24 protein-coding genes and 1 riboswitch are annotated in these 22,348 nt (G+C 70.7%); of the genes, 1 reads left to right on the forward strand and 23 read right to left on the reverse strand.

Features of this window, described 5'->3' with window-relative positions:
• Positions 1 to 10: 10 nt before the first annotated feature.
• The 10 genes from ACFZDE_RS26620 to rpsB form a co-directional block, all read right to left on the reverse strand.
• The gene (locus tag ACFZDE_RS26620) at positions 11 to 1,030 is read right to left on the reverse strand and encodes an ATP-binding cassette domain-containing protein (protein WP_391203931.1); all 1,020 of its coding nucleotides are present in this window, start codon (positions 1,028 to 1,030) and stop codon (positions 11 to 13) included.
• Positions 1,030 to 2,694: an ABC transporter permease subunit gene (locus ACFZDE_RS26625; RefSeq protein WP_391203934.1), complete on the reverse strand. Its 1,665-nt coding sequence runs from the start codon at positions 2,692 to 2,694 to the stop codon at positions 1,030 to 1,032. Before ACFZDE_RS26625 ends, ACFZDE_RS26620 begins: the two co-directional genes overlap by 1 nt.
• Complete coding sequence (locus tag ACFZDE_RS26630; RefSeq protein WP_391203938.1) at positions 2,670 to 3,755, reverse strand: thiamine ABC transporter substrate-binding protein; 1,086 nt, start codon at positions 3,753 to 3,755, stop codon at positions 2,670 to 2,672. Before ACFZDE_RS26630 ends, ACFZDE_RS26625 begins: the two co-directional genes overlap by 25 nt.
• Before the next feature lie 76 nt (positions 3,756 to 3,831).
• A riboswitch (TPP riboswitch) is annotated at positions 3,832 to 3,938 on the reverse strand.
• Positions 3,939 to 3,992: 54 nt separating this feature from the next.
• On the reverse strand, positions 3,993 to 5,099 hold the full coding sequence (gene rlmN / locus ACFZDE_RS26635) for a 23S rRNA (adenine(2503)-C(2))-methyltransferase RlmN (protein WP_391203941.1): 1,107 nt from the start codon (positions 5,097 to 5,099) through the stop codon (positions 3,993 to 3,995).
• A 113-nt stretch (positions 5,100 to 5,212) separates the two neighbouring features.
• On the reverse strand, positions 5,213 to 5,662 hold the full coding sequence (locus ACFZDE_RS26640; protein ID WP_391203944.1) for an SRPBCC family protein: 450 nt from the start codon (positions 5,660 to 5,662) through the stop codon (positions 5,213 to 5,215).
• A 117-nt stretch (positions 5,663 to 5,779) separates the two neighbouring features.
• Positions 5,780 to 6,955 carry a phosphatidate cytidylyltransferase gene (locus ACFZDE_RS26645; RefSeq protein WP_391203947.1) on the reverse strand — a complete coding sequence of 392 codons (1,176 nt, stop codon included), beginning with the start codon at positions 6,953 to 6,955 and terminating at the stop codon, positions 5,780 to 5,782.
• Entirely contained in the window at positions 6,955 to 7,512 is a 558-nt protein-coding gene (gene frr / locus ACFZDE_RS26650) for a ribosome recycling factor (protein WP_006136598.1), read from the reverse strand. The genes ACFZDE_RS26645 and frr overlap by 1 nt, the downstream gene beginning before the upstream one ends.
• A 165-nt stretch (positions 7,513 to 7,677) precedes the next feature.
• Positions 7,678 to 8,436 carry a UMP kinase gene (gene pyrH, locus ACFZDE_RS26655; RefSeq protein WP_030852122.1) on the reverse strand — a complete coding sequence of 253 codons (759 nt, stop codon included), beginning with the start codon at positions 8,434 to 8,436 and terminating at the stop codon, positions 7,678 to 7,680.
• A gap of 184 nt (positions 8,437 to 8,620) precedes the next feature.
• Positions 8,621 to 9,457 (reverse strand): translation elongation factor Ts, encoded by an 837-nt coding sequence (tsf, locus tag ACFZDE_RS26660; protein ID WP_391203950.1) that lies wholly within the window; start codon positions 9,455 to 9,457, stop codon positions 8,621 to 8,623.
• Between the two features lie 183 nt (positions 9,458 to 9,640).
• Positions 9,641 to 10,585: a 30S ribosomal protein S2 gene (gene rpsB / locus ACFZDE_RS26665; RefSeq protein WP_391203953.1), complete on the reverse strand. Its 945-nt coding sequence runs from the start codon at positions 10,583 to 10,585 to the stop codon at positions 9,641 to 9,643.
• A gap of 273 nt (positions 10,586 to 10,858) precedes the next feature.
• Between rpsB and ACFZDE_RS26670 the strand changes: the two genes are divergently transcribed.
• On the forward strand, positions 10,859 to 11,440 hold the full coding sequence (locus ACFZDE_RS26670) for a peptidoglycan DD-metalloendopeptidase family protein (RefSeq protein WP_391203956.1): 582 nt from the start codon (positions 10,859 to 10,861) through the stop codon (positions 11,438 to 11,440).
• A 286-nt stretch (positions 11,441 to 11,726) separates the two neighbouring features.
• Here ACFZDE_RS26670 and ACFZDE_RS26675 read toward each other — a convergent pair whose 3' ends face one another.
• The 13 genes from ACFZDE_RS26675 to lepB (ACFZDE_RS26735) form a co-directional block, all read right to left on the reverse strand.
• On the reverse strand, positions 11,727 to 12,284 hold the full coding sequence (locus tag ACFZDE_RS26675; RefSeq protein ID WP_391004266.1) for a TetR family transcriptional regulator: 558 nt from the start codon (positions 12,282 to 12,284) through the stop codon (positions 11,727 to 11,729).
• A 93-nt stretch (positions 12,285 to 12,377) separates the two neighbouring features.
• Positions 12,378 to 13,220 carry an RNA polymerase sigma factor WhiG gene (whiG, locus tag ACFZDE_RS26680; RefSeq protein ID WP_031103428.1) on the reverse strand — a complete coding sequence of 281 codons (843 nt, stop codon included), beginning with the start codon at positions 13,218 to 13,220 and terminating at the stop codon, positions 12,378 to 12,380.
• 272 nt (positions 13,221 to 13,492) lie between these two features.
• Positions 13,493 to 14,725 carry a DNA-processing protein DprA gene (gene dprA, locus ACFZDE_RS26685; protein WP_391203959.1) on the reverse strand — a complete coding sequence of 411 codons (1,233 nt, stop codon included), beginning with the start codon at positions 14,723 to 14,725 and terminating at the stop codon, positions 13,493 to 13,495.
• Positions 14,722 to 16,347 (reverse strand): ATP-binding protein, encoded by a 1,626-nt coding sequence (locus ACFZDE_RS26690; RefSeq protein ID WP_391203962.1) that lies wholly within the window; start codon positions 16,345 to 16,347, stop codon positions 14,722 to 14,724. The genes dprA and ACFZDE_RS26690 overlap by 4 nt, the downstream gene beginning before the upstream one ends.
• Positions 16,348 to 16,749: a YraN family protein gene (locus ACFZDE_RS26695; RefSeq protein ID WP_391003896.1), complete on the reverse strand. Its 402-nt coding sequence runs from the start codon at positions 16,747 to 16,749 to the stop codon at positions 16,348 to 16,350.
• Positions 16,750 to 16,825: 76 nt separating this feature from the next.
• Positions 16,826 to 17,134, reverse strand: a complete 309-nt coding sequence (locus tag ACFZDE_RS26700; protein WP_003993268.1) for a DUF2469 domain-containing protein — start codon at positions 17,132 to 17,134, stop codon at positions 16,826 to 16,828.
• Between the two features lie 56 nt (positions 17,135 to 17,190).
• Positions 17,191 to 17,715, reverse strand: coding sequence for an NUDIX domain-containing protein (locus tag ACFZDE_RS26705; protein ID WP_391203965.1), 525 nt, complete (start codon positions 17,713 to 17,715; stop codon positions 17,191 to 17,193).
• A complete protein-coding gene (lepB, locus tag ACFZDE_RS26710) occupies positions 17,705 to 18,496 on the reverse strand; it encodes a signal peptidase I (protein WP_391203968.1) in 792 nt (263 codons plus the stop codon). Before lepB (ACFZDE_RS26710) ends, ACFZDE_RS26705 begins: the two co-directional genes overlap by 11 nt.
• A 129-nt stretch (positions 18,497 to 18,625) precedes the next feature.
• Positions 18,626 to 19,033, reverse strand: coding sequence for a hypothetical protein (locus tag ACFZDE_RS26715; protein WP_391003902.1), 408 nt, complete (start codon positions 19,031 to 19,033; stop codon positions 18,626 to 18,628).
• A 162-nt stretch (positions 19,034 to 19,195) separates the two neighbouring features.
• Entirely contained in the window at positions 19,196 to 19,609 is a 414-nt protein-coding gene (locus tag ACFZDE_RS26720) for a hypothetical protein (protein WP_391003904.1), read from the reverse strand.
• Between the two features lie 129 nt (positions 19,610 to 19,738).
• A complete protein-coding gene (lepB, locus tag ACFZDE_RS26725) occupies positions 19,739 to 20,608 on the reverse strand; it encodes a signal peptidase I (protein ID WP_391003906.1) in 870 nt (289 codons plus the stop codon).
• On the reverse strand, positions 20,496 to 21,590 hold the full coding sequence (gene lepB, locus ACFZDE_RS26730) for a signal peptidase I (RefSeq protein WP_391003908.1): 1,095 nt from the start codon (positions 21,588 to 21,590) through the stop codon (positions 20,496 to 20,498). The genes lepB (ACFZDE_RS26725) and lepB (ACFZDE_RS26730) overlap by 113 nt, the downstream gene beginning before the upstream one ends.
• A complete protein-coding gene (gene lepB, locus ACFZDE_RS26735) occupies positions 21,583 to 22,308 on the reverse strand; it encodes a signal peptidase I (RefSeq protein ID WP_391203971.1) in 726 nt (241 codons plus the stop codon). The genes lepB (ACFZDE_RS26730) and lepB (ACFZDE_RS26735) overlap by 8 nt, the downstream gene beginning before the upstream one ends.
• Between the last annotated feature and the right edge of the window lie 40 nt (positions 22,309 to 22,348).

Consider the following 22,348-nt stretch of genomic DNA (forward strand, 5'->3'; position numbering starts at 1 on the left):
CTGCGGACGATCAGCCGAGCACCACGATTTCTGCCGCGTCGAACTCCACGCCGACCTCGTCCCCGCTCTCCGGCGCGTCCCGCAGCGCGCAGGCCGCCTCCAGACGCGGCGCGTCGGAGGGCTGGAGGTGCACGGCGACATGGGTGCCCCGGAAGGTGCGCGCGGCCACGGTGCAGCGCAGGCCCGTGCCAACGGGCACCAGGCGCACTCCTGCGGGCCGCACCAGCAGGGTCCGGGTGCCCTGCGGGGCGCCGTCCGGCACCGGGACCTTGCCCCATGGCGTGTCCGCGGCTTCAGCACCGACCGTCGCCTCGACGACGTTCTCGAAGCCGAGGAAGCGGGCGACAAACGCGTCGGCGGGCCGCTGCCACACCTCAAGGGGCGTACCGGACTGGGCGATCCGCCCCTCCCGCATCACCACGACCCGGTCGGCCAGCGCGAAGGCCTCCCCCTGGTCGTGCGTCACGGCGAGCACGGTCGTGCCCAACCGTCCGAACAGTTCCTTCAGTTCGACCACCAGCCGTTCCCGCAGCGACCGGTCGAGCTGACCGAGCGGCTCGTCCAGCATCAGCAGCCGGGGGCTCGGCGCGAGGGCCCGGGCCAGTGCCACCCGTTGCTGCTCCCCGCCCGACAGCGCGGCCACGGCCCGGCGTTCCGCGCCCGGCAGCCCCACGAGGTCCAGCAACTCCCGTACCCGCTCGGCCTGCCGGCGCTTCGGCTCGCCGTGCATCCGCAACCCGAAGGCCACGTTGCCGCCCACGTCCCGCTGCGGGAACAGCTGATGGTCCTGGAACATCAGCCCGACCCCGCGCCGGTGCGCCGGCAGGCCCGCCTGGTCGCGCCCGTCGAGCAGCACCCGCCCGGCGTCCAGGGGTTGCAGCCCGGCCACCGCCCGCAGCAGGGTCGACTTGCCGCTGCCGCTGGGCCCGAGCACGCACACGATCTCGTGCTCGGCGACCTCCAGATCGACGGCGTCCAGCACGGCCCGGCCGCCGAAGCGGACCGTCGCGTCCCGCAGTGCCAGCAGCATCAGAACTCCCCCGTCCGGTCCGTGCGGAGCCTCTCCAGCACCAGCAGCGCCACGGCGCACACCACCATCAGAATCGTCGAAAGAGCCATCGCCTGGCCGTAGTTGAGGTCTCCGGGCCGACCGAGCAGCCGGGCCACGGCCACCGGCAGCGTCGGGCGGTCGGGCCGTGCGATGAACACCGTCGCCCCGAACTCCCCGAGGGACACGGCGAAGGCGAACCCGGCGGCGATCAGCAGCGCCCGCCGCATCATGGGCAGGTCCACCTCCCGCCACACCCGCCAGGGCGAGGCCCCGAGCACCGAGGCCGCCTCCCGCAGCCGCACGTCCACCGCCCGCAGCACCGGCAGCATGGTCCGTACGACGAACGGCACACCGACCAGCGCCTGCGCGAGCGGCACCAGGATCCACGAGGACCTGAGGTCCAGCGGCGGTTCGTCCAGGGAGATCAGGAACCCGAAGCCGACGGTCACCGCGGACACCCCGAGCGGCAGCATCAGCAGGGCGTCGAAGCCGCGCACGAACCGCCCGGCGTCCCGGCGGGTGAGCGCGACCGCGGCGAGCGCGCCGATCAGCACGGAGATGAGCGTGGCGACGACGGCGTACGACAGGGAGTTGCCGATCGCCTCGATCGGCGGGACCAGGAACATTCCCCCGTCCTCGCTGGTCAGCGCCCGGTAGTAGCCCAAGTCCGGCGCGCCGAGGGACCGCTGCACCAGCACGGCCAGCGGCAGCACCAGCAGTACGGCGACGGTGGCGAGCACCCCGCCGAGCAGCGCCCACTGCCCCGCTCCACGCGGCCGGCGTGCGGTCACGGACGCGTCCACCAGTCGCAGCGCGCTCTCCCGGCGTCGCACGGTCCAGGCGTGCACGGCGAGGATCGCACCCACCGCGACGAACTGGATCAGTGTCAGCACGGCCGCGGTCGACAGGTCGAAGATCTCCGAGGTCTGCCGGTAGATCTCCACCTCCAGGGTGGAGAAGGTGGGCCCGCCGAGGATCTGCACGACCCCGAAGCTGGTGAAGGTGAACAGGAAGACCATGAGCGCGGCGGCGGCCACGGCCGGGGCGAGTGCGGGCAGGGTGACCTGCCGCCAGGCCTTCAGCCGGGACGCCCCGAGCATCCGTGCGGCCTCCTCCTGCCGCGGGTCGAGCTGCGCCCAGAGCCCGCCGACGGTCCGCACGACGACCGCGTAGTTGAAGAAGACGTGCGCCAGCAGGATCGCCCACACCGTGGTGTCAAGGCGTACGCCCCACAGCTCGTCGAGCAGCCCGCCCCGGCCGACCAGCGCGAGGAACGCCGTACCGACGACGACCGTCGGCAGTACGAAGGGGACGGTGACGACCGCCCGCAGGACCTGCTTGCCCGGGAAGTCGAAGCGCGCGAAGACGTATGCGCCGGGGAGCGCGACGAGCAGCGTGAGCGCGGTGGAGACGAGCGCCTGCCAGGTGGTGAACCACAGCACGTGCCGGACGTCGGACTGGGCGAGCACCTCCCCGATCCGGCCGAGGTGCCAGGTGCCGTCGGTCTTCAGGCCGCGCGCGACGATCGCGGCGACGGGGTAGGCGAAGAAGACCGCGAAGAACGCGACGGGCGCGGCGAGCAGGCCGAACCGCGCCGCCGCGCCGCGCCGCCGGGCGGCTACTTCAGTACGAGTGAGGTCCACGACTTGACCCACTGGTCACGGTGGTCGGCGATCTTCGCCGGGTCCATGGTCTGGGGGTCCTTCGCCTGCGGGCCGTACTTCACGAACTCCGGCGGGACCTGGGCGCCCTCGGTCACCGGGTACACGAACATGTTGAGCGGCATGTCCTCCTGGAACTTCTTACTGATGAGGAAGTCGAGGAGGGCCTTGCCGCCCTTGCTGTTCTCGGCGTTGGCGAGCAGCCCCGCGTACTCCACCTGCCGGAAGCAGGTGCCCTCGGCGACACCGGTCGGCGCCGTGCTGGGCCTCGGGTCGGCGAAGACGACCTCGGCGGGCGGCGAGGAGGCGTACGACACGACGAGCGGCCGGTCGCCCTTGGCCTTCTTGCCGCCGGCCGAGCCGGAGAACTCCTCGTTGTAGGCCTGCTCCCAGCCGTCGACGACCTTCACGCCGTTGGCCTTGAGCTTCTTCCAGTAGGTCTCCCAGCCGTCGTCGCCGTACTTCGCGGCGGTGCCGAGCAGGAAGCCGAGGCCGGGCGAGGAGGAAGAGGCGTTCTCCGTCACCAGCAGGTTCTTGTACTGGGGCTCGACCAGGTCGTCGAAGCTCTTCGGCGGCTCCAGATCGTGGTCGGCGAAGTACTTCTTGTCGTAGTTGACGCAGATGTCGCCGGTGTCGATGGGCGTGACCCGGTGCTTGTCCTGGTCGACGCGGTACTCGGCCTCGATCCGGTCGGAGCCCTTCGGCTCGTACGGCTGGAACAGCCCGTTGTCGAGCGCCCGCGAGAGCAGGGTGTTGTCGACGCCGAAGAAGACGTCGCCCTGCGGGTTGCCCTTGGTCAGGATGGCCTTGTTCACGGCCTGCCCGGCGTCGCCGTCCTTCAGGATGTCGACCTTGTAGCCGGACTGCTTCTCGAAGGCCGCGATGACGTCCTTGGAGACGGCCCACGAGTCGTGGCTGACGAGCGTCACGGTCTTGGAGTCGCCGGACCCCTGACCGCCGTCGGACGATCCGCACGCGGCGAGCGTGCCGGCCAGGCCGAGCCCGACGACGACAGCCGTCAGCCGCTTTGCGTTGATGCTCACTGGATTCCTCCTGGAGTGACCAGGAGAAGACGCGGCCCTGCCCGGGACTTCCGTGGTCCCGGGCAGGGCGCAACAGCTCGAGTGGTGACCGATCTCCCTACCCAGAATGACCTGGGCCAGGTTCGGAGGGTCTGCGGCCGTGTGCCGCACTCTCAGCGCTGTGGCGCTCCCCTGTCGGAATATGCAGGTGTGGATGGTGCAGGTGTCGCTTATGCAGATGTGCTTACGACGGTCAGACTACCGTTCGGTGGCGGCGAGCTGACCACACGCCCCGTCAATCTCCTGACCACGGGTGTCCCGGATCGTCACCGGCACACCATGGGCGGCGATGGCCTCCACGAACGCCTTCTCGTCCTCGGGCCGGGAGGCGGTCCACTTCGACCCGGGCGTCGGGTTCAGCGGGATGAGGTTGACGTGCACGGGCCTGCCCTTGAGCATCCGGCCGAGCCGGTCACCGCGCCAGGCCTGGTCGTTGATGTCGCGGATCAGCGCGTACTCGATGGACAGCCGCCGCCCCGACTTGGCGCTGTACTCGAAGCCGGCGTCCAGCACCTCGCGGACCTTCCAGCGGGTGTTCACCGGCACGAGGGTGTCGCGCAGCTCGTCGTCGGGGGCGTGCAGCGAGATGGCGAGGCGGCACTTGAAGCCCTCGTCGGAGAACCGGTGGATGGCCGGGACGAGCCCGACCGTCGAGACGGTGATGCCGCGCTGCGACAGGCCCACCCCGTCGGGCTCAGGGTCGGTCAGCCGCCGGATGGCACCGGCGACCCGGTTGTAGTTGGCGAGCGGCTCGCCCATGCCCATGAAGACAATGTTGCTGAGCCGCGCCGGGCCTCCGGGCACTTCCCCGTCCCGCAGCGCCCGCATGCCGTCCACGATCTGGTGCACGATCTCGGCGGTGGACAGGTTCCGGTCCAGCCCCGCCTGCCCAGTGGCACAGAACGGGCAGTTCATCCCGCACCCGGCCTGCGAACTGATGCACATGGTCACCCGGTCCGGGTAGCGCATCAGCACCGACTCGACGAGCGTCCCGTCGAACAGCCGCCACAGCGTCTTGCGGGTGGTCCCCTGGTCGGTCGACAGATGCCGCACGACGGTCATCAGCTCGGGCAGCAACGCCTCCCGCAGCTTCCCCCGGACACCGGCCGGAATGTCCGTCCACTGCTCCGGATCGTGCGCGTACCGCGCGAAGTAGTGCTGCGAGAGCTGCTTGGCACGAAACGGCTTCTCCCCGACAGCGGCGACGGCCTCCTTGCGCTCGGCAGGAGTGAGATCGGCAAGATGCCGCGGCGGCTTCTTGGCTCCGCGGGGGGCGACGAAAGTGAGTTCTCCGGGCTTAGGCATGGCCGTACCAGTGTCGCAGATCCAATCGGGTGACTCGGGCGGCCGCTCGGGACGGCTGCCGAGACCCGGGCTGCGTGCCGGGCCGTCCGGCCGGGCCTCCAGGAAGCGGAGCCCTACTCGCCCGTGCCCTCCAGCCGGTCCTTGAGGAGCTGCTCGTTGCGTGGGAGTTCCTTGCGGACCTGGGGGCGTACGACGAGCGGGACCATGACCTTGCCCATGCCGTGGCCCTCGAAGTCGATGTCGATCGTGACGTGGGAGCGCCGGCCCTCGTCGTAGGGCTCGACCTCGCCGTGCACCTGCGCCCGGACCGGGCCGTCGACACCGCGCATGCCCCAGCTGTGCGGTGGGTCGTACTCGGTGACCTCCATGGTCATCGGCATGACGCGACGGCCCACGTGCCGGGTCACCCGGACCTTGCTGCCGATGCCGACGGGCCCCTCGTCCAACCGCTCCGCGGACACGGCGCTCAGTTGCCACTCCGGCATGTGACCGGCGTCCATGACGTACTGGTAGACCTCCTCGGGGCGGCGGTCGACATCGATGCTCTCTCGGATGATGGCCATGATGGCCTCCTTTGGGAGGTACACCTGAATCGTCCCACTTCGACCCCTCGGGGTCAGCCCGAGACGGCGCAGAGCCCCCGTCCGGTCGGGCGGGGGCTCTGCGGAAGACCGGTCGGCTCAGCCGGATCCCACGAACAGCACGAGCAACAGCCACACCACCGGAGCCGTGGGCAGCAGCGAGTCGAGCCGGTCCATGATGCCGCCGTGGCCCGGCAGCAGCGTGCCCATGTCCTTGATGCCGAGGTCCCGCTTGATCATGGACTCGCCGAGATCGCCCAGCGTGGCCGTGACCGCGACCGCGAGGCCCAGCACCAGGCCCTGCCACCAGGCCCCGTCGTCGATGAGGAACTGCATGCACAGCGCCCCCGCGACCATGGCGAAGGAGACCGCGCCCAGCAGGCCCTCACGCGTCTTGCCGGGGCTGATGCGCGGGGCGAGCTTGTGCCGGCCGAACCGCCAGCCGACGGCGTAGGCCCCGGTGTCGCTGACGACCGTGAGCAGCAGGAAGGTGAGCACCCGCTGCGGCCCGTCGTCCGCGGTCAGCATCATCGCGACGAAGGTCGCCAGGAACGGCACGTAGAACGCCGCGAAGACGCCCGCGGTGACGTCCCGCAGGTAGCCTTCGGGCGGTTCGGTCATGCGCCACACCAGCACCGCCAGTGCCGTGAGCGCCATCGCCACCCACGCGCCCTCGGCGCCCCGGACGTACCCGGCGACGACCATCGCGGCACCGCCGAGCGCCAGCGGCACGAGGGGTGCCCGGATGCCCTTGCGCTCCTCCAGCCGCTTCGTCAGCTCCCACAGGCCCACCACCACGGCCACGGCCACGACACCGACGAACACGGCCTTGACGACGAACAGCGACGCGACGATCACCGCACCGAGCCCGACACCGACCCCTATCGCGGCGCTCAGGTCGCGCCCCGCGCTCTTCTTCGGCGGCTTGGGCGCCGGCTGCGAGGCGTCGGGCATGGGCTCCGGATTCGTGTCGTTTCGGACCGGGGTGCCGCTCAGCCGAGCAGCCCCCCGGTCGTCATCCTGGTTTCCGCCGAATTCGGTCACGTCGGGCACGATGGGCATGGGGCGAGTCTGAGGCGCTTCATACGCATCGTATGCGGGACCCGCCGGAGCGGCCCCTTGGACGTGCCCGTGGCCGGGGCCGTGGACCTGCCCGTGGCCGGGGCTGTGGACCTGCCCGTGACCGGAGCCCTGGGCGTGGCCGTGGCCATGCCCTTGATCGGTGGGCCCCCAGTACCCGGCCTGTGGCGGCGCCCCCCAGGAAGAGTCGTTCATCAGACCTCGAGCAGCTCCGCTTCCTTGTGCTTCAGGAGCTCGTCCACCTGCGCGACGTACTTCGCGGTGGTGTCGTCGAGCTCCTTCTCCGCACGGCGGCCCTCGTCCTCGCCGACCTCGCCGTCCTTGATCAGCTTGTCGATGGCTTCCTTGGCCTTGCGGCGCACGGAGCGGATCGAGATCTTCGCGTCCTCGCCCTTGCCCTTGGCGACCTTGATGTACTCCCGGCGGCGCTCCTCGGTGAGCTCGGGGAACACCACCCGGATGATGTTGCCGTCGTTGCTCGGGTTGACGCCCAGGTCGGAGTCGCGGATCGCCTGCTCGATGTTGCGCAGCGCGCTCTTGTCGAAGGGGGTCACCACGGCCATACGCGGCTCGGGCACGGAGAACGAGGCCAGCTGGTTGATCGGCGTCGGCGCGCCGTAGTAGTCGGCCACGATCTTGTTGAACATCGCCGGGTGCGCACGGCCGGTGCGGATCGCGGCGAAGTCCTCCTTGGCGACCACGACGGCCTTCTCCATCTTCTCCTCGGCCTCGAGGAGGGTCTCTTCGATCACCACTTGCTCCTGCGTGTCTTGAGTAGGCCCGGCTGCGGTTCCATGTGGGCGGCGGCCGGCTGCGTCGCGTCTTCTTCCTGCACGGTTCCCGACCGGCAGGACATTGTCCATCCCCCGGCCCGGCTCCGACCCGTCCGTCCCCCGGACGGGGTTGTACCCGGGGTGTCAGTCCCGGCTGCCGGGGTCCCCCACCAGCGTGCCGATCTTCTCACCCTTGACGGCGCGTCCGATGTTGCCCTCGGCCAGCAGCTCGAAGACCACGATCGGGAGCTTGTTGTCGCGGCACAGCGTGACGGCCGTGGCGTCGGCGACCTTCAGATCGCGCGTGATGACCTCGCCGTAGCCGAGGTGATCGAACTTCACCGCGTCCGGGTTGGTCTTGGGGTCGGAGTCGTAGACCCCGTCCACGCCGTTCTTGCCCATCAGCAGCGCCTCGGCGTCGATCTCCAGGGCGCGCTGGGCGGCGGTGGTGTCGGTGGAGAAGTACGGCATGCCCATCCCCGCGCCGAAGATGACCACACGGCCCTTCTCCAGGTGCCGCACGGCGCGCAGCGGGATGTACGGCTCGGCGACCTGGCCCATGGTGATAGCGGTCTGCACCCGGCAGTCCACGCCCACCTTCTCCAGGAAGTCCTGGAGGGCGAGGCAGTTCATGACCGTGCCGAGCATGCCCATGTAGTCGGAGCGGGCCCGGTCCATGCCGCGCTGCTGGAGTTCGGCGCCGCGGAAGAAGTTGCCACCGCCGATGACGATCGCGATCTCCGCGCCGTCTCGTACGACGGCCGCGATCTCTCGGGCGATCTTGTGCACCACGTCGGGGTCGACGCCAAGGCCGCCGCCACCGGAGAAGGCCTCTCCGGACAGCTTCAGCAGAAACCGGCCGCGCACTTTGCCGTCGTCGCTTTTCTGGGCCTTGGTGGTCATGGGGGATCCCGCCTCTTTCACGTGTTGCACATACCAAGAAGGCCATTGCCGGTGGGGCGTGGTTCGCATCCCATACGGCAATGGCCTCCTCGTCAGATCTGCTGTCGTCCGCCACTCATGTGACGGCGTACGCGGACGACTGCTGTCGACCCTATAGGGGTCGGGCGTCGAGCGCGGTACGGACTCAGATGCCGACCTTGATGCGCGTGAAGCGCTTCAGGGTGACACCGGCCTCGTCCAGAACCTTCTGGACCGACTTCTTGTTGTCGAGCGCGTACGGCTGGCCGAGCAGCGTGGCGTCCTTGAAGAAACCGTTGAGGCGACCCTCGACGATCTTCGGCAGGGCGGCCTCGGGCTTGCCCTCGGCGCGGGTGGTCTCCTCGGCGACGCGGCGCTCGGACTCGACGACCTCGGCCGGCACGTCCTCCTTGGAGAGGTACTTCGGCGCGAAGGCGGCGATGTGCTGGGCGACGCCCTTGGCGATCTCCGCGCTCGGCTTGTCCAGCTCGACGAGGACACCGATCTGCGGGGGCAGGTCGGGCATCGTGCGGTGCATGTACGCAGTCACGTAGCCGTCGGCGAACTGCGCGAAACGGTCCAGGACGATCTTCTCGCCGAGGTTGGCGTTGGCCTCGTCGACGAACGCCTGGACGGTCTTGCCGGGCTCGATCTCGGAGGCGAGCAGGGCCTCGATGTCGGCCGGGGAGGTCTTGGTGACGTGCTCGGCGATGGTCTTGGCCACGGCCTGGAACTTGTCACCCTTGGCGACGAAGTCCGTCTCGCACTTCAGCTCGACGATGACGCCGGCGGAGTTGTCCTCGGCGATGATCGAGACGACGGCGCCGTTCTCGGCGGAGCGGCCCTCGCGCTTGGCGACGCCCTTCTGGCCCTTGATGCGGAGCGCCTCGACGGCCTTCTCGACGTTGCCCTCGGCCTCGTCCAGCGCCTTCTTGCAGTCCATCATGCCGGCGCCCGTGAGCTCACGGAGCTTCTTGACGTCGGCGGCGGTGTAGTTCGCCATGAGTCTGTGAATCTCTCTCGAAGTCTGGAAGATCGAAGATCTGCGGATCCTGCGGGGTGCGCCTCCATGGAGCCTGAGGGCGCTGTCCTTCCGCCGACCTACGGGTGAACGGCGGGAGCGGGCTTCACCGCGCCGAGGGCGCTGGTGCCGCGGCCGCTCCCGCCGTCAACTCGGACTGACGGGTCAGGCCTGCTCGGCCTCGGCCGGCTTCTCGCCCTCGACCGGCTTCTCGGCCTCGGCCGGCTTCTCGGCCTCGGCGGCCGGAGCGGCCTCGGTGGCCGGGGCGGCCTCAGCGGCCGGCGCAGCGTCGGCGGCCGGAGCGGCCTCGGCGGCGGGGGCGGCCTCGTCGGCCTTCTTCTCGCCCTCGAGCAGGTCGCGCTCCCACGCGGCCAGCGGCTCGCCCGCGGCCTTGTCGCCCTTGCCCTCGGTGGCGACACCGGAGCGGGCGATGAGACCCTCGGCGACCGCGTCCGCGATCACACGGGTGAGCAGGGTGACGGAGCGGATCGCGTCGTCGTTGCCCGGGATCTTGTAGTCGACCTCGTCGGGGTCGCAGTTGGTGTCGAGGATCGCGACGACCGGGATGTTCAGCTTCCGGGCCTCACCAACGGCGATGTGCTCCTTCTTGGTGTCCACGATCCAGACGGCGCTGGGCACCTTCTGCATCTCGCGGATACCGCCGAGGGTCTTCTCCAGCTTGGCCTTCTCGCGCGAGAGCACGAGAAGCTCCTTCTTGGTCAGACCGGACGCGGCGACGTCCTCGAAGTCGATCTGCTCGAGCTCCTTGAGGCGCTGCAGACGCTTGTAGACGGTCGAGAAGTTGGTGAGCATGCCGCCCAGCCAGCGCTGGTTGACGTAGGGCATGCCGACGCGGGTGGCCTGCTCCGCGATGGCCTCCTGCGCCTGCTTCTTCGTGCCGACGAACATGACCGTGCCGCCGTGGGCGACGGTCTCCTTGACGAACTCGAAGGCGCGGTCGATGTACGACAGCGACTGGAGCAGGTCGATGATGTAGATGCCGTTGCGCTCCGTGAAGATGAAGCGCTTCATCTTCGGGTTCCAACGACGGGTCTGGTGACCGAAGTGGACGCCGCTCTCCAGCAGCTCCCGCATCGTGACGACGGCCATGGCCGTATCTCCTTGAATTTCTCGGTTGTGCCGCGGATGCCGGACGGCTTCCGCGCCTGACGCCCACTGCGCGCCGTTCCACGAGGGACCGAGGGGCGCTGATACGGGCCCGTTGCCGGGGTTCGTATCGGGGCGTGCGAAGTCGACCCGATGACTCGGGTCGCCACCAGAAGTGTACGGGACCCGTGGGGTGCCGGGTGACGCCGTTGTCCACAAGCGGGCGGCCGCCCACAGCCGCGAGCGGCGGCGCCGGTGTTCCGGAACGCTTTCCGCATGCGAGCGAACCGATGCGCACGTGTCTGTGCGCGCCTGATCCTGCTGGTGATCGTCACCGCGACGGCCCTGCTGGCCCCGCCGCCACCGCTGTTCGCGGCGGACGCTCCCGCGGCCGAAGCCGACCCGCCGGCCACCGTGCCGGCCGTCGGCCGCGCCTGGCCCGTGGGCCTGCGCCCCCGGGTCCTGCGGGGCTGGGAGCCCCCGGCGACGGCCTACGGCCCGGGCCACCGGGGCGTGGACCTGGCGGCACCGGCGGGCACACCGGTTCGCACGGTGGCCCCGGGCCGGGTCGCCTTCACGGGCCGGGTGGCCGGCAGAGGGGTCGTCTCGGTGGACCTCACGGGGACGGGTGATCCACCCCTGCGCACGACGTACGAGCCGGTGACGGCGACGGTCGAGGAGGGCGCGGAGGTGGAGCCGGGCGAGGTGATCGGCACGGTGGACGCCGACGGCTCGCACTGCACGGCCCCCTGCCTCCACTGGGGCCTACGCCGCGCCGACACCTACCTGAACCCCCTCTCGCTCCTGCCACCGTGGCTCCTGCACCGGGGCCCGTCGAGACTGCTGCCGCTGGCGTAGGTGGGGTGCCGCGGGCGTGGGCTGGGGGTGTGGTGCCGCGGGCGTGGGCTGGGGGTGTGGTGCCGCGGGCGTGGGCTGGGAGGGGTGCCCCGGGCGTGAACGGGTGTAGCCCGGGGCGGACTGCCGCCAGCCTGGCTGCAGGGCGAGGTGCGCGGGTGTGGCCCGGGGTACGGACGCCCTGACCAAGCCCGGGGCGTGGGCGTCGGCGGCGTGGCCCGGGGCGTGAGGGCCGCTGGCGAAGCAACGTCCGGGCGTGAGGGCCGCCGGCGAAGCCGAGGCCGGGGCGTCAGCCGCGTACGCCCCTCAGGGCCATCGACACGGCCGCGTCCGTGATCGCCGTGGGCTCTTCCGCCGCTCCGAGTTCGATTCTGCGTACCGCCGCGTCCACCACGCCCTGGACCAGCATCGCCGCCAGGCGGGGCTGCTCGTGGCCGAGTTCGGCCAGTGCCTCGACGATCATCGCCACCAGCCCGCCGTGCGCCGCCCGGATCTTCTCCCGGGCCCCCGCGTCGAGTTCACTCGCGGAGATCGCGACCACGGCGCGGTGCCGCCGGTCGCCGACCAGCTCCAGTTGCCGCCGCACATACGCCTCGACCTTGGCCTCGGCGGCCCCGGCGTGCTCCATCGCCGCCGACACGTCCGCCGCCCAGACCGGGAAGTCGACCTCGCACAGCTCCTCGACCACGGCCGCCCGCGACCGGAAGTACTCGTAGACGGACGAGCGCGCGAGGCCCGTCCGCTCGGCGAGGGCCGGGAAGGTCAGCGCCTCCGTACCGCCCTCGGACAACAAGGAACGAGCCGCGTCCAGCAGGGCGGCTCGCTGCATCGACCGGTGCTCGGCCACGGAGGCCGCTCGAATCCTTGGCACGTCAACACTCTACGGACGCGTCCCGCCCGACGGGAGTAGTTGCCGCCGAACCTTAGGCATCCGGGCAGGTCAGCGGCCGAAGCTCGCCAGTTTCGCTCTCAGCTGCAGCACCGACTTGGTGTGGATCTGGCTGACCCGGCTCTCGGTCACACCCAGCACGTTCCCGATCTCGGCCAGTGTGAGGCCCTCGTAGTAGTACAGCGTGACCACGGTCTTCTCGCGCTCCGGCAGCGTGTTGATCGCCCGTGCCAGGAACCTCCGCAGCTCCCGGTCCTCGGCGACCTCGACGGGGTTGTCGGCGGCGGTGTCCTCCAGCGTGTCCATGACGCTGAGCCCGTCGCCGCCCTCACCGCCCCCGTGCAGGAGTTCCTCCAGGGCCACCACGTTGGCCAGCGACAACTGACTGAACACCGCGTGCAGTTCCTCGACGGCGATGCCCATCTCGGAGGCCACCTCGCCCTCGCTCGGGGTCCGCCGCAGCCGGGCCTCCAGCGTGGCGTAGGCCCGCTCCACGTTGCGCGCCTTCTGCCGCACCGAGCGGGGGATCCAGTCCAGCGCCCGCAGTTCGTCGATCATCGCGCCACGGATCCGGGTGATCGCGTACGTCTCGAACTTGATCTCCCGGTCGATGTCGAACTTCTCGATCGCGTCGATCAGCCCGAACACCCCGGAGGACACGAAGTCCGCCTGCTCGACGTTGGACGGCAGGCCCACGCTGACCCGTCCCGCGACGTACTTCACGAGCGGCGAGTAATGCAGGATCAGCTGCTCCCGCAGCCGCTCGTCCCCCGTCGCCTTGTACGACCGCCACAGCTCGTCGAGCGTCGAGGGAGCGGGCGGCCGCACGCTGCCACCGTCACGGGCGGCTGGGGGGATCGCCGCCCGGTCGGACCCGGAGGTGTGCTGGGGCATTCGTCGCCTTGTGCCGTTCTGCTGCGGAGTGGTGCTGCCGGTGTGGGCTGTCTGTCTGATGTCGAGTTGCCTGTCCGTGTCGGGATCCTCGTGAGCGTAGCGTGACTGCGGTGTCGCGGTGTGCGAAGAGCGGAGGCCAAGGCGGGCGCAGATACGTTCCTGAAGGCGTCCGGGCGAGGCGTGGCGACCGCCCGGTGTAATCACCGGATGGCCCCAACTGGGCGCATTTCCAAGGGTTCTCGGGGTTCCCCCGGACGGCCGAACACCCCCGGTCACCCCGGCCCGCGGGCGCCGCGGACCGACATCACCGCCTGGCGTGTCAACTTCCAGCCGTCGCCGTGTCGTTCGACGTAACCCAGTGCTCGGAGTTCGTACAGTCTCGCGATCGCGTCGTCCGGTGCGGTCTGCGCGGAGCGGGCGATGTCCTCGGGCCGGGCCGTCCCTCGCCCCGGCAGCGCGGCGAGCACCTGCCGGGCGGCCGGCTCCAGCAGGTCCCGGGGCAGGACAGGGCCGCGCCGCTCGGGGGCCAGCTCCCCGATGTCACCGACGAGTTCGACGACGTCCGCGGCGTCGGTGACCAGGGCCGCCTCACCGCGCAGTAGATCGTGGACTCCGGCGGAGAGCCCGCTGGTGGCCGGGCCCGGCACGCCCATGGTGTGCCGGCCGAGGCGCTGGGCGGCCCGCGCGGTGACCAGGGAGCCGCTGCGGTGGGCGGCCTCGACCACCACCGTGCCGCGGGTGAGGGCTGCGATGACTCTGTTCCGCAGGATGAACCGGCTCGGCGTCGGATGGTCGCCGGGTGGCAACTCGCCGATCACCAGCCCCTGTTCGGCGATCCTGCCGATCAGCTGGGTGTGGCCGCGGGGGTAGGGCCGGTCGACGCCGCAGGCGAGGACGGCGACGGTGGCGCCGCCTGCTCCGAGCGCTCCTCGGTGGGCGGCGCCGTCGACTCCGTAGGCGCCGCCGGACACCACGACCCAGCCGTGCTCGGCGAGGCCGGCGGCGAGGGTCGCGGCCATGTGGGCCCCGTACTCGCTGCAGGCCCGGGCGCCGACCACGGCGACGGACTTGAGCGCCCACATCCGCAGACTGGGCCGGCCGCGCACCCACAGCCCCAGGGGCCGGGCGTCCCCGAGATCGTCGAGCTGCCCCGGCCACTGAGCGTCCCCCGGAGGGAGGAACCGCACCCCGGCGTCCCGGGCGGCTGCCAGATCGCGCTCCGGCCGGGCGGCCCGAGCCCTGGCCAGCAGTCCGGCCCAGCGCTTCCCACTCGCCCCCGGCAGTGCGGGCCCGCCCTGGCGTAACCGCCGCACCACGGCCCCGGCCCCGAGCTCCCGCACCCACCGCCCGCCGACCTCGTCACCGGGCTCCAGGACCCGGGTGAGCAGCACCCGGTCGAGCAGTTCGCCTTCCGGGTCACCGCCCGCGCTCACGTCGCCGCCCGCGCTCACGTCACCTCCCGCGCTCACATCGCCGCCCGCGCTCATGTCGTCGCCCGTGCTCATGTCAGCGCCCCGATGGCCATGGGGACCCCGCGCGGCACCCCGGTGCGCAGCTGGAGCGCGAGGGCGACGTCCGTGGCGTCGGGCCGGTCGTGCCCGACGAGGTCGGCGACGGTCCAGGCCACGCGCAGGACACGATCGAGGCCCCGGGCGGTCAGGGCGCCCCGCTCCAGATTCCGCTCGGCCTCGTCCATCGCGCCGGGCACGGCGTACCAGCGGCTGCGCAGCTCACGGCCGGGCACCTCGCTGTTCGTGCGCCAGGGGGTGCCCGCGAGGCGCTCCATGGCCCGCTCCCGGGCCGCCCGCACCCGGTCGGTGACCGTCGCCGTCGACTCGCCCCTGGCCCCGACGGCGGTCAGCTCGGTGCGGGTGATGCGGTCCACCTCGACGCGCAGGTCGACCCGGTCCAGCAGCGGGCCGGAGAGCCTGGCCTGGTAGCGGCGGATCGCCGAGGGCGGGCACTCGCACAGGTCGTCCCGCTGCGAGAACCGCCCGCACGGGCAGGGGTTGGCCGCGAGGACCATGAGGAACTTCGCCGGGAAGCGCACCACTCCCGCGCTGCGGGCGATCACGACGTGCCCCGCCTCCAGCGGCTGGCGCAGGGCGTCCAGGGCCTGGCCGCTGAACTCCGGAGTCTCGTCGAGGAACAGCACCCCGCGATGGGACAGCGACACCGCCCCCGGCCGCGCGACGCCCTGGCCCCCTCCGACGAGGGCCTGCATCGTGGCCGAGTGATGCGGGGCGCAGTAGGGCGCGATGTCGATCAGCGGCTTGCCCGGGGGCAGCAGACCCGCCACCGAGTGGACGGCGGTGACCTCCAGCGACTCCTGCCGGCCCAGCCGGGGCAGGATGGCCGGCAGCCGCTCGGCGAGCATGGTCTTGCCGGCCCCGGGCGGCCCTTCGAGGAAGAGGTGGTGCCCACCGGCCGCGGCCACCTCCACCGCCGTGCGCGCCGAGGTCTGCCCGACGACGTCCGCCAGGTCGTGACCGTGGTCGTGCTGGGCGGCGCCGACGCTGTGCATGCCCGTGGCCGCGCCCGTGCCCGGTACGCGCAGCCCGGCGAGGAGCGGGTCCGGGCGGCCCTGCTCGTCCTGTTCCTCCTCCGGCACGGGCTCGTCCGCCAGGACGGCGATCAGCTGCCGCAGGCTGCGGACGCCCAGCACCGACACCCCGGGCACCAGGGACGCCTCGGCGGCGGCGCACTCGGGCACCACCACCTGCTCGTAGCCCGCGTCGGCCGCCGCCAGCACGGCCGGCAGCACGCCCCGCACCGGCCGCACCCGCCCGTCGAGCCCCAGCTCGCCGATCATCACGATGTCGGCGAGGACCCGTGGGTCGACGCGCTCCGCCGCGCCGAGGACCGCAGCCGCGACGGCCAGGTCGAAGCCGCTGCCGGACTTCGGCACCGAGGCGGGGCTCAGGCCGACCGTGAGCTTCTTCTGGGGCCAGGCCACGCCCGAGTTGACGACCGCGGCGCGCACCCGGTCCTTGCTCTCCGTGAGGCTCTTGTCGGGCAGTCCCACCAGCGTGAACGCCGCCACGCCGGGTTCCAGGTCGGCCTGGACCTCGACGACCACTCCCTCGACGCCGACCAGCGCCACCGAACACGTACGGGCGAATGCCATTCAGGCCACCCCCCGCACATGCTCGATCACGGCGGCGCCACGGGCCGGCAGCAGCACTCCGACCACGTCGATGCGGACCCCGCCGGGCGGCGCGCCCCCGTGTGTCTGGATCCACCGCTCGGCCAGGTCCCGCAGCCGCTGCGCCTTCTGCGGGGTCACGGCCGCCATCGGATGCTCGAAGCGGCCCTGCCTGCGGGTCTTCACCTCGCAGACGACCAGGACGTCCCCGTCCGTGGCCACGATGTCGATCTCGCCGGTCCGGCCGGCGCGCCAGTTGCGCTCCAGGACCGTCAGACCGGCCTCGGCCAGCCGCCGTGCGGCCAGCTCCTCTCCGTACTTCCCCATGGCACTGCGTGCCAGCTGTGCGGTCATGTCGGCACCACCTCCGGCGCCAACGATCACGCACCCGCCCCCAAGAAGTGGATCTTGGTGGACGGCTCAGAGACTGTGGACAACTCCGTCACCCACACGTGCGACCTCAGCCGCTCGGCAGCTCCAGGTCGCTCTTGTTCAGCTCCTCGATGTTCACGTCCTTGAACGTGAGCACCCGGACCTGCTTCACGAACCGCGCCGGGCGGTACATGTCCCACACCCAGGCGTCGGCCATGGACACCTCGAAGAACACCTCACCCTGGACCGAGTGCACCTGCATCTCGTAGTCATTGGTGAGGTAGAAACGCCGCTCGGTCTCGATCACGTATTTGAACAGACCGACGACATCGCGGTACTCCCGGTAGAGCTTCAGCTCCATCTCGGTCTCGTACTTCTCGAGGTCCTCGGCGCTCATGGCATGTTCCCCTTCAGCCGTGCGATCCCCCCATTGTGCGCCAGTCCCGTGAGCCCCTAGACGATTTCCGGGTCAAGGATCACTGGCCTGGCCGGGGGACCTTCGTCGAGCAGCGTGTGCAGCAGCCCGGCGAGTCTGGTCGGATACACCGTCTCATGTGCCCGGCTCAGTTCCGGACACGTCCACCAGCGCGCTCCCGCGACACTGCGCCGTTCCAGCTCGGTCAGCCCCGTGGCGGCCACCGCCGTGCGTTCCGTACGGGCCAGGTAGTACCACTCGTCCTGGTCCCAGCGGCGGCCGGCGAAGGGGAAGGAGCACCTGCGTCGCCACAGCACCGGGCCGAGCTCTACGTCGGTGATGCCCGTCTCCTCGGCGAGTTCCCGCAGGGCCGCCTGTTCACGGGTCTCGTCGCCCTCGACGCCCCCGCCGGGGGTGAACCACCAGTCGTCGGCCGGATCGTCCGGTTCGTGCCCGTGCAGCAGCAGGATGCGGTCCCGCGGGTCGAGCAGGACGACCCGGGCGACCTTGCGCAGCCCGCCCACATAGGTGTCCCGGCCCGCTCCCACGGCCTCAGCGGACACTCGTGGTCTCCGCGGCTTCCGCGTTCTCCCGTCGGGCCCGGGCGGCGCCGGTGCGCTTGGCAATGGGCCCGTAGGCCCCTCCGCCCAGGACGAGCACCGCGCCGGCGATCACCAGGAAGGTGATCGTCCGCAGCGGGCCGGGCGAGGAGAGGGCACCGAGCGGCTCGAAGCCGGTGGGGCGCTCCAGCATGCCCTTCATCGGCCACACGACGGAGTCGACCCGGGCGTCCACGGCGGAGCGGGCCACCGTGCCGCTGGCGGCGTCGGTCAGGTGGGCGGTGGAGTCCACCGAGTTGCCGCGCTCGTCACCGAGCAGGAACAGCCGGCCCTTGGGGACGGTCACGGTCGGGAAGTTGCTCATCTCGGCCGGTGTGCCCTGGGGCAGGTACGTTTCGTCGATCTCCTTGCCGTTGACCTTCAGCTTGCCGTCCTTGCAGCAGGAGACCGTGTCGCCGCCGACGGCGACCACGCGCTTGACCATCGGCGCGTTGGCCCATGTCGTGTCCTTGAAGACGACGACGTCACCGCGGCGCACCTCGCCGCCGTCCACGCGCTGCGCCAGGATCCGGTCGCCCGCGTCGATCGTCGGGGTCATGGAGCTGGTGGGCACGGTGTACGGCCGGTAGACCACCGCTCCCCAGGCGAAGCCGCCCAGGAACAGTACGAGGCCCAGCCCCACCATCAGTCCCGACAGCCGCTGTCCGAGCCGGCTCCCGACCGGTGCCGCTCCTGTGCTCCCGCCGCCGTGCGGGGCTGTGCGCATCGCGCTCTCACCACCCATGGAGCCGCACCCTACCCGTCGGTTTCGACGAACGGCAGTCCGCCCGGGGAACCCGAAAACGCGATGGCTCCCCGGGACCGAAGATCCCGGGGAGCCATCGCGCTCACGGATACGCGCCGCAGGTGGAGATCAGGCGGCGCCGCAGCTCCAGTAGCCGAAGTAGCCCCACTCCCCGCTGCGGTACTCGCCCGCACCGGCCTGCATGCAGACGCCGGTGCCCTCGGCGTAGGACTTGTTGACGGTCACCGGGGAGCCGTCGGCCGAGTTGGGGTTCCAGATCGCGAAGTCGTAGCCGCCGTTGGACTTGTAGGGCGCGACATCCACCTTCACGACCGCGGCCCAGCCGTCCGCGCACTTGTCGTACACGGTGAACACCTCGCCGTAGGAGGCGAAGTGGGCGGCGGAGGCGTTCGCGCACCCCGCCTGGAAAGCCGGCCCGTAGACCGTCACATCCGTACCCGCCAGGGCCGGCGAGCTCGCGAGCCCGACCAACGCGACCGCACCCGCCACCGTTCCTGCCCACCGCACATGCTTCATGACGCCCCCACGCTCCCACTGGATCTCATCGCTTGAACAGAGCGAGGCCCGGGAGCTGCGCAAAGATCACGCCCGCTCCCCGGGCCCCGCGTCAGAACCATCGAACCGGGGGCATGTCAGGGCCGACAGGCCATCAGCGCCCACCTCGGTCCGCTCGGGCCGTCAGGCCGCGCCGCAGCTCCAGTAACCCCAGGAGTTCGAGCCGGTCTGGCCGCTGGAGTACTCGCCCGAGCCGGCCTGCATGCAGACGCCGACGCCCTCGCCGTAGCTCTTGTTGACGGTCACCGGGGAGCCGTCGGCGGAGTTGGGGTTCCAGATGAGGAAGTCGTAGCCGCCGTTGGACTTGTAGGGCGCCACGTCCACCTTCACGACCGCGGCCCAGCCGTCCGCGCACTTGTCGTACACGGTGAAGACCTCACCGTAGGACGCGAAGTGGCCCGCGGAGGCATTCGAACAGCTTGCCTTGAAGCTCGGCCCGTAGACCGTCACATCCGTACCCGCGAGAGCCGGTGAGCCGGCCAGTCCCACGAGTGCGACCGCACCGACCAGCGTCCCTGCCAGCCTCATCTTCTTCATGATCCCCCCATGTTCATATGATCTTCACCGCTTGGACAAGATCAGAGAATAGGGGGGCACCCCTGGTGCGGCAAGACTCTTTTTCGAACAGGGGCGATCTGTCACGCCTTGGTCAACAAGGCGGGAAACTCAGGGGTTCAGCCCGTCCTGGTCGAAAGTGTCGGGCACGGGCAGCGTGCCCCAGCGGTCGATCGGCCAGGCCTTCACGATGGCGCGTCCGACGACTTCCTTGACCGGGACCATGCCGTGGTACTTCTCGCCCTGGTTGTAGCGCGAGTCGCGAGAGTTCTGCCGGTGGTCGCCCATGACCCAGATGTAGCCCTGCGGCACCTTGACCTTGAACTGGCCGCCCTGGTCGTCGTTCGAGCAGGGGGTGTTGCCGGGGAAGACGTACGGCTCGTTCAGCGCCTTGCCGTTGACCTTCAGCGGACCGGTGCCCTCGCACTCGACGGTGTCCCCGCCGACTCCGATCACGCGCTTGATCAGGTCCTTCTCCTCCACCGACGGCATCAGGCCGATCCAGCTGAGGAACGTCTGCAGCGCGTTGGGGTCGGGCGTGGGCTCGCCCCTGAGCCAGTTGCCGGGGTCGTGGAAGACGACGACCTCGCCGCGCTCGGGCTCGGAGCCGAACCAGGGGGTGAGCTTGTCGACCAGGACGCGGTCACCCTGCTGCAGGGTGTTCTGCATCGAGTCGGAGGGGATGGAGAAGGCCTGCACCAGGAAGGTCTTGATCAGCAGCGCCAGCACCAGCGCGATACCGATCAGGATCGGCAGCTCCTTCCAGAAGGAGCGTGGCTTCTTCGGTGTCCGGGCCGTGCCGCCCGGCCCCTGGTCCCCGGCTGTCGTGTGCTCGCCCGTCATCCTGTCGTCCTCGGCTGCTCCGGAGTCATTCCCGGAGGTCGCGGCGCTGTCCGCGGCCGGGACGGCGGATTCCGCGGGGCGTCCGCGATGCTCCTCGCCGTCGTGTCCGGACCGTGCGCCGACCGCCACATCCCCCACGCCAACTCCTCACTCTGTGCCGCTGCCTGCCCCACACACGGCGCAGGCCCACCACTCCCATAACGAGCGGGAGTTCCGCAGGGCTCGGGAGGTGGATCGTTCCGTTCGGATCGTCAGGAGCAACCCTATGCGACAGGCGGGGAGCGGCGGTCGACCCGGCGCCCGAGTCGGACACGGAGGCGTAGGTGTTCGGCTCTTCCAGCGTGGTCCAGTGGCCCAGGGGCCAGGCGATGACCATGGCCCGGCCGACCACCTCGTCCTCGGAGACCGTGCCGCCGTAGTCGGTGTTCTGGTGCACGCGGGAGTCGGCGGAGTTGTTGCGGTGGTCGCCCATCACCCACAGCCGGCCCTGGGGGACGGTGATGTCGAACGGGGTGTCGGACGGCGCGGCGCCGGGATACAGGTAGTCCTCGACCAGCGGGACGCCGTTGACGGTCACGCGGCCCTGTGTGTCGCAGCACTTGACGCGGTCGCCGCCGACGCCGACGACCCGCTTGATGAGGTCCTTCTCGTTGTCGGACGGCAGCAGGCCGATGAAGGTGAGCCCTTCCTTGACCTGTTTGATGACGACGGGGTCGTCCTTCTTGGGGGTGGTCTGCTCGTCCTGGAGCCAGCCGCCGGGGTCCTTGAACACGACGACGTCCCCGCGCTTCGGCTCGGAGCCGAACCACGGGGTGAGCTTGTCGACCAGGACGCGGTCGCCGATCTGGATCGTCTGCTCCATGGAGCCGGACGGGATGACGAAGGCCTGGACGAGGAACGTCTTCAGCACCAGCGCTATCAGGACGGCGACGCCCACGAGGAGCGGTATCTCCTTGACGGCACTGCGCCTGCGGCGCCGCTTGACCCTGCGCTGGAGCTTGCGGCGCTCGGCACGCGTACGGCCGCCGCCGGACGGACCGGAGGCGCGCCGGACGCCGGTGGGCAGCAGGTTCTCGGTGGGCCCCGCGGGGACGCCGCGCGGTTTGCCTCGGTTACCCATGGGCGCCCGCCTTTCCGGCGGCGGGCACGCGCGCGTAGCCGCCGGGACGGTCCAGCCCGGTGGCGTGACCGAACGGCCAGATGATCCAGTCGGCGCGGCCGATCACGTCATCGACGGGGATCATGCCGCCGCCCGGTGAGCCGAGGTGGTCGCGGGAGTCGCTGGAGTCGCTGCGGTGGTCGCCGAGGACGAAGAGGGTGCCGCGGGGCACGACGACGTCGAAGGGCACAGCGGACGGACTGTCGCCGGGGTACAGGAAGCCCGATTCGTCGACCGGACGGCCGTTCACCTGGATTCTCCCCTCCCTGTCGCAGCAGACCACGTGGTCTCCCCCCACGCCGACAACGCGTTTGATGTAGTCCGCGTGCCCGAAGTACCCGGTCCCGTCGAACACGACGATGTCTCCCCGCTGCGGCGCGGCACCGAAACGGTACGCCAACTTATTTACGAGAACCCGGTCCCCGATCCTCAATGCCTGCTCCATGGATCCGCTGGGGATCTGGAACGGGCGCACCACGAATGTGCTGACCGTGAGCAGGAACACCAGGCAGAGCAGCAGGGTGAGAGTGATCCGGCCGCCCGGGACGTGGGCGCTGAGGCGTGAAACCAACGCGAAACGCGACCGGTCCTCCGGCCCTGCGGGTTCCGGGGTCGTTCCCTCGGAGCCGGAAGGGCGGGAGGAGCGGTCGCGCTCCGTCGGCTGTGCTTCGGTGTCCATCGGAGCCAGATGTTATCCGGCCCCGATGTGAACCCCGGAG

The sequence above is a fragment of the Streptomyces sp. NPDC007929 genome (assembly GCF_042959065.1).
Taxonomy (GTDB): domain Bacteria; phylum Actinomycetota; class Actinomycetes; order Streptomycetales; family Streptomycetaceae; genus Streptomyces.

What these genes read in the sequence shown, in the direction of transcription:
- pyrH (WP_030852122.1), bottom strand. Translation starts at nt 8,436, where the DNA reads ATGACCACCAAGGCCCAGAAAAGCGACGACGGCAAAGTGCGCGGCCGG.
- ACFZDE_RS26715 (WP_391003902.1), bottom strand. Translation starts at nt 19,033, where the DNA reads ATGAAGCATGTGCGGTGGGCAGGAACGGTGGCGGGTGCGGTCGCGTTG.
- lepB (WP_391203971.1), bottom strand. Translation starts at nt 22,308, where the DNA reads ATGGACACCGAAGCACAGCCGACGGAGCGCGACCGCTCCTCCCGCCCT.
- ACFZDE_RS26690 (WP_391203962.1), bottom strand. Translation starts at nt 16,347, where the DNA reads ATGGCATTCGCCCGTACGTGTTCGGTGGCGCTGGTCGGCGTCGAGGGA.
- rlmN (WP_391203941.1), bottom strand. Translation starts at nt 5,099, where the DNA reads ATGCCTAAGCCCGGAGAACTCACTTTCGTCGCCCCCCGCGGAGCCAAG.
- rpsB (WP_391203953.1), bottom strand. Translation starts at nt 10,585, where the DNA reads ATGGCCGTCGTCACGATGCGGGAGCTGCTGGAGAGCGGCGTCCACTTC.
- lepB (WP_391203968.1), bottom strand. Translation starts at nt 18,496, where the DNA reads ATGGGTGGTGAGAGCGCGATGCGCACAGCCCCGCACGGCGGCGGGAGC.
- ACFZDE_RS26640 (WP_391203944.1), bottom strand. Translation starts at nt 5,662, where the DNA reads ATGGCCATCATCCGAGAGAGCATCGATGTCGACCGCCGCCCCGAGGAG.
- ACFZDE_RS26700 (WP_003993268.1), bottom strand. Translation starts at nt 17,134, where the DNA reads ATGAGCGCCGAGGACCTCGAGAAGTACGAGACCGAGATGGAGCTGAAG.
- ACFZDE_RS26645 (WP_391203947.1), bottom strand. Translation starts at nt 6,955, where the DNA reads ATGAACGACTCTTCCTGGGGGGCGCCGCCACAGGCCGGGTACTGGGGG.
- tsf (WP_391203950.1), bottom strand. Translation starts at nt 9,457, where the DNA reads ATGGCGAACTACACCGCCGCCGACGTCAAGAAGCTCCGTGAGCTCACG.
- ACFZDE_RS26620 (WP_391203931.1), bottom strand. Translation starts at nt 1,030, where the DNA reads ATGCTGCTGGCACTGCGGGACGCGACGGTCCGCTTCGGCGGCCGGGCC.
- ACFZDE_RS26670 (WP_391203956.1), top strand. Translation starts at nt 10,859, where the DNA reads ATGCGAGCGAACCGATGCGCACGTGTCTGTGCGCGCCTGATCCTGCTG.
- lepB (WP_391003908.1), bottom strand. Translation starts at nt 21,590, where the DNA reads ATGGGTAACCGAGGCAAACCGCGCGGCGTCCCCGCGGGGCCCACCGAG.
- ACFZDE_RS26720 (WP_391003904.1), bottom strand. Translation starts at nt 19,609, where the DNA reads ATGAAGAAGATGAGGCTGGCAGGGACGCTGGTCGGTGCGGTCGCACTC.
- whiG (WP_031103428.1), bottom strand. Translation starts at nt 13,220, where the DNA reads ATGCCCCAGCACACCTCCGGGTCCGACCGGGCGGCGATCCCCCCAGCC.
- dprA (WP_391203959.1), bottom strand. Translation starts at nt 14,725, where the DNA reads ATGAGCACGGGCGACGACATGAGCGCGGGCGGCGATGTGAGCGCGGGA.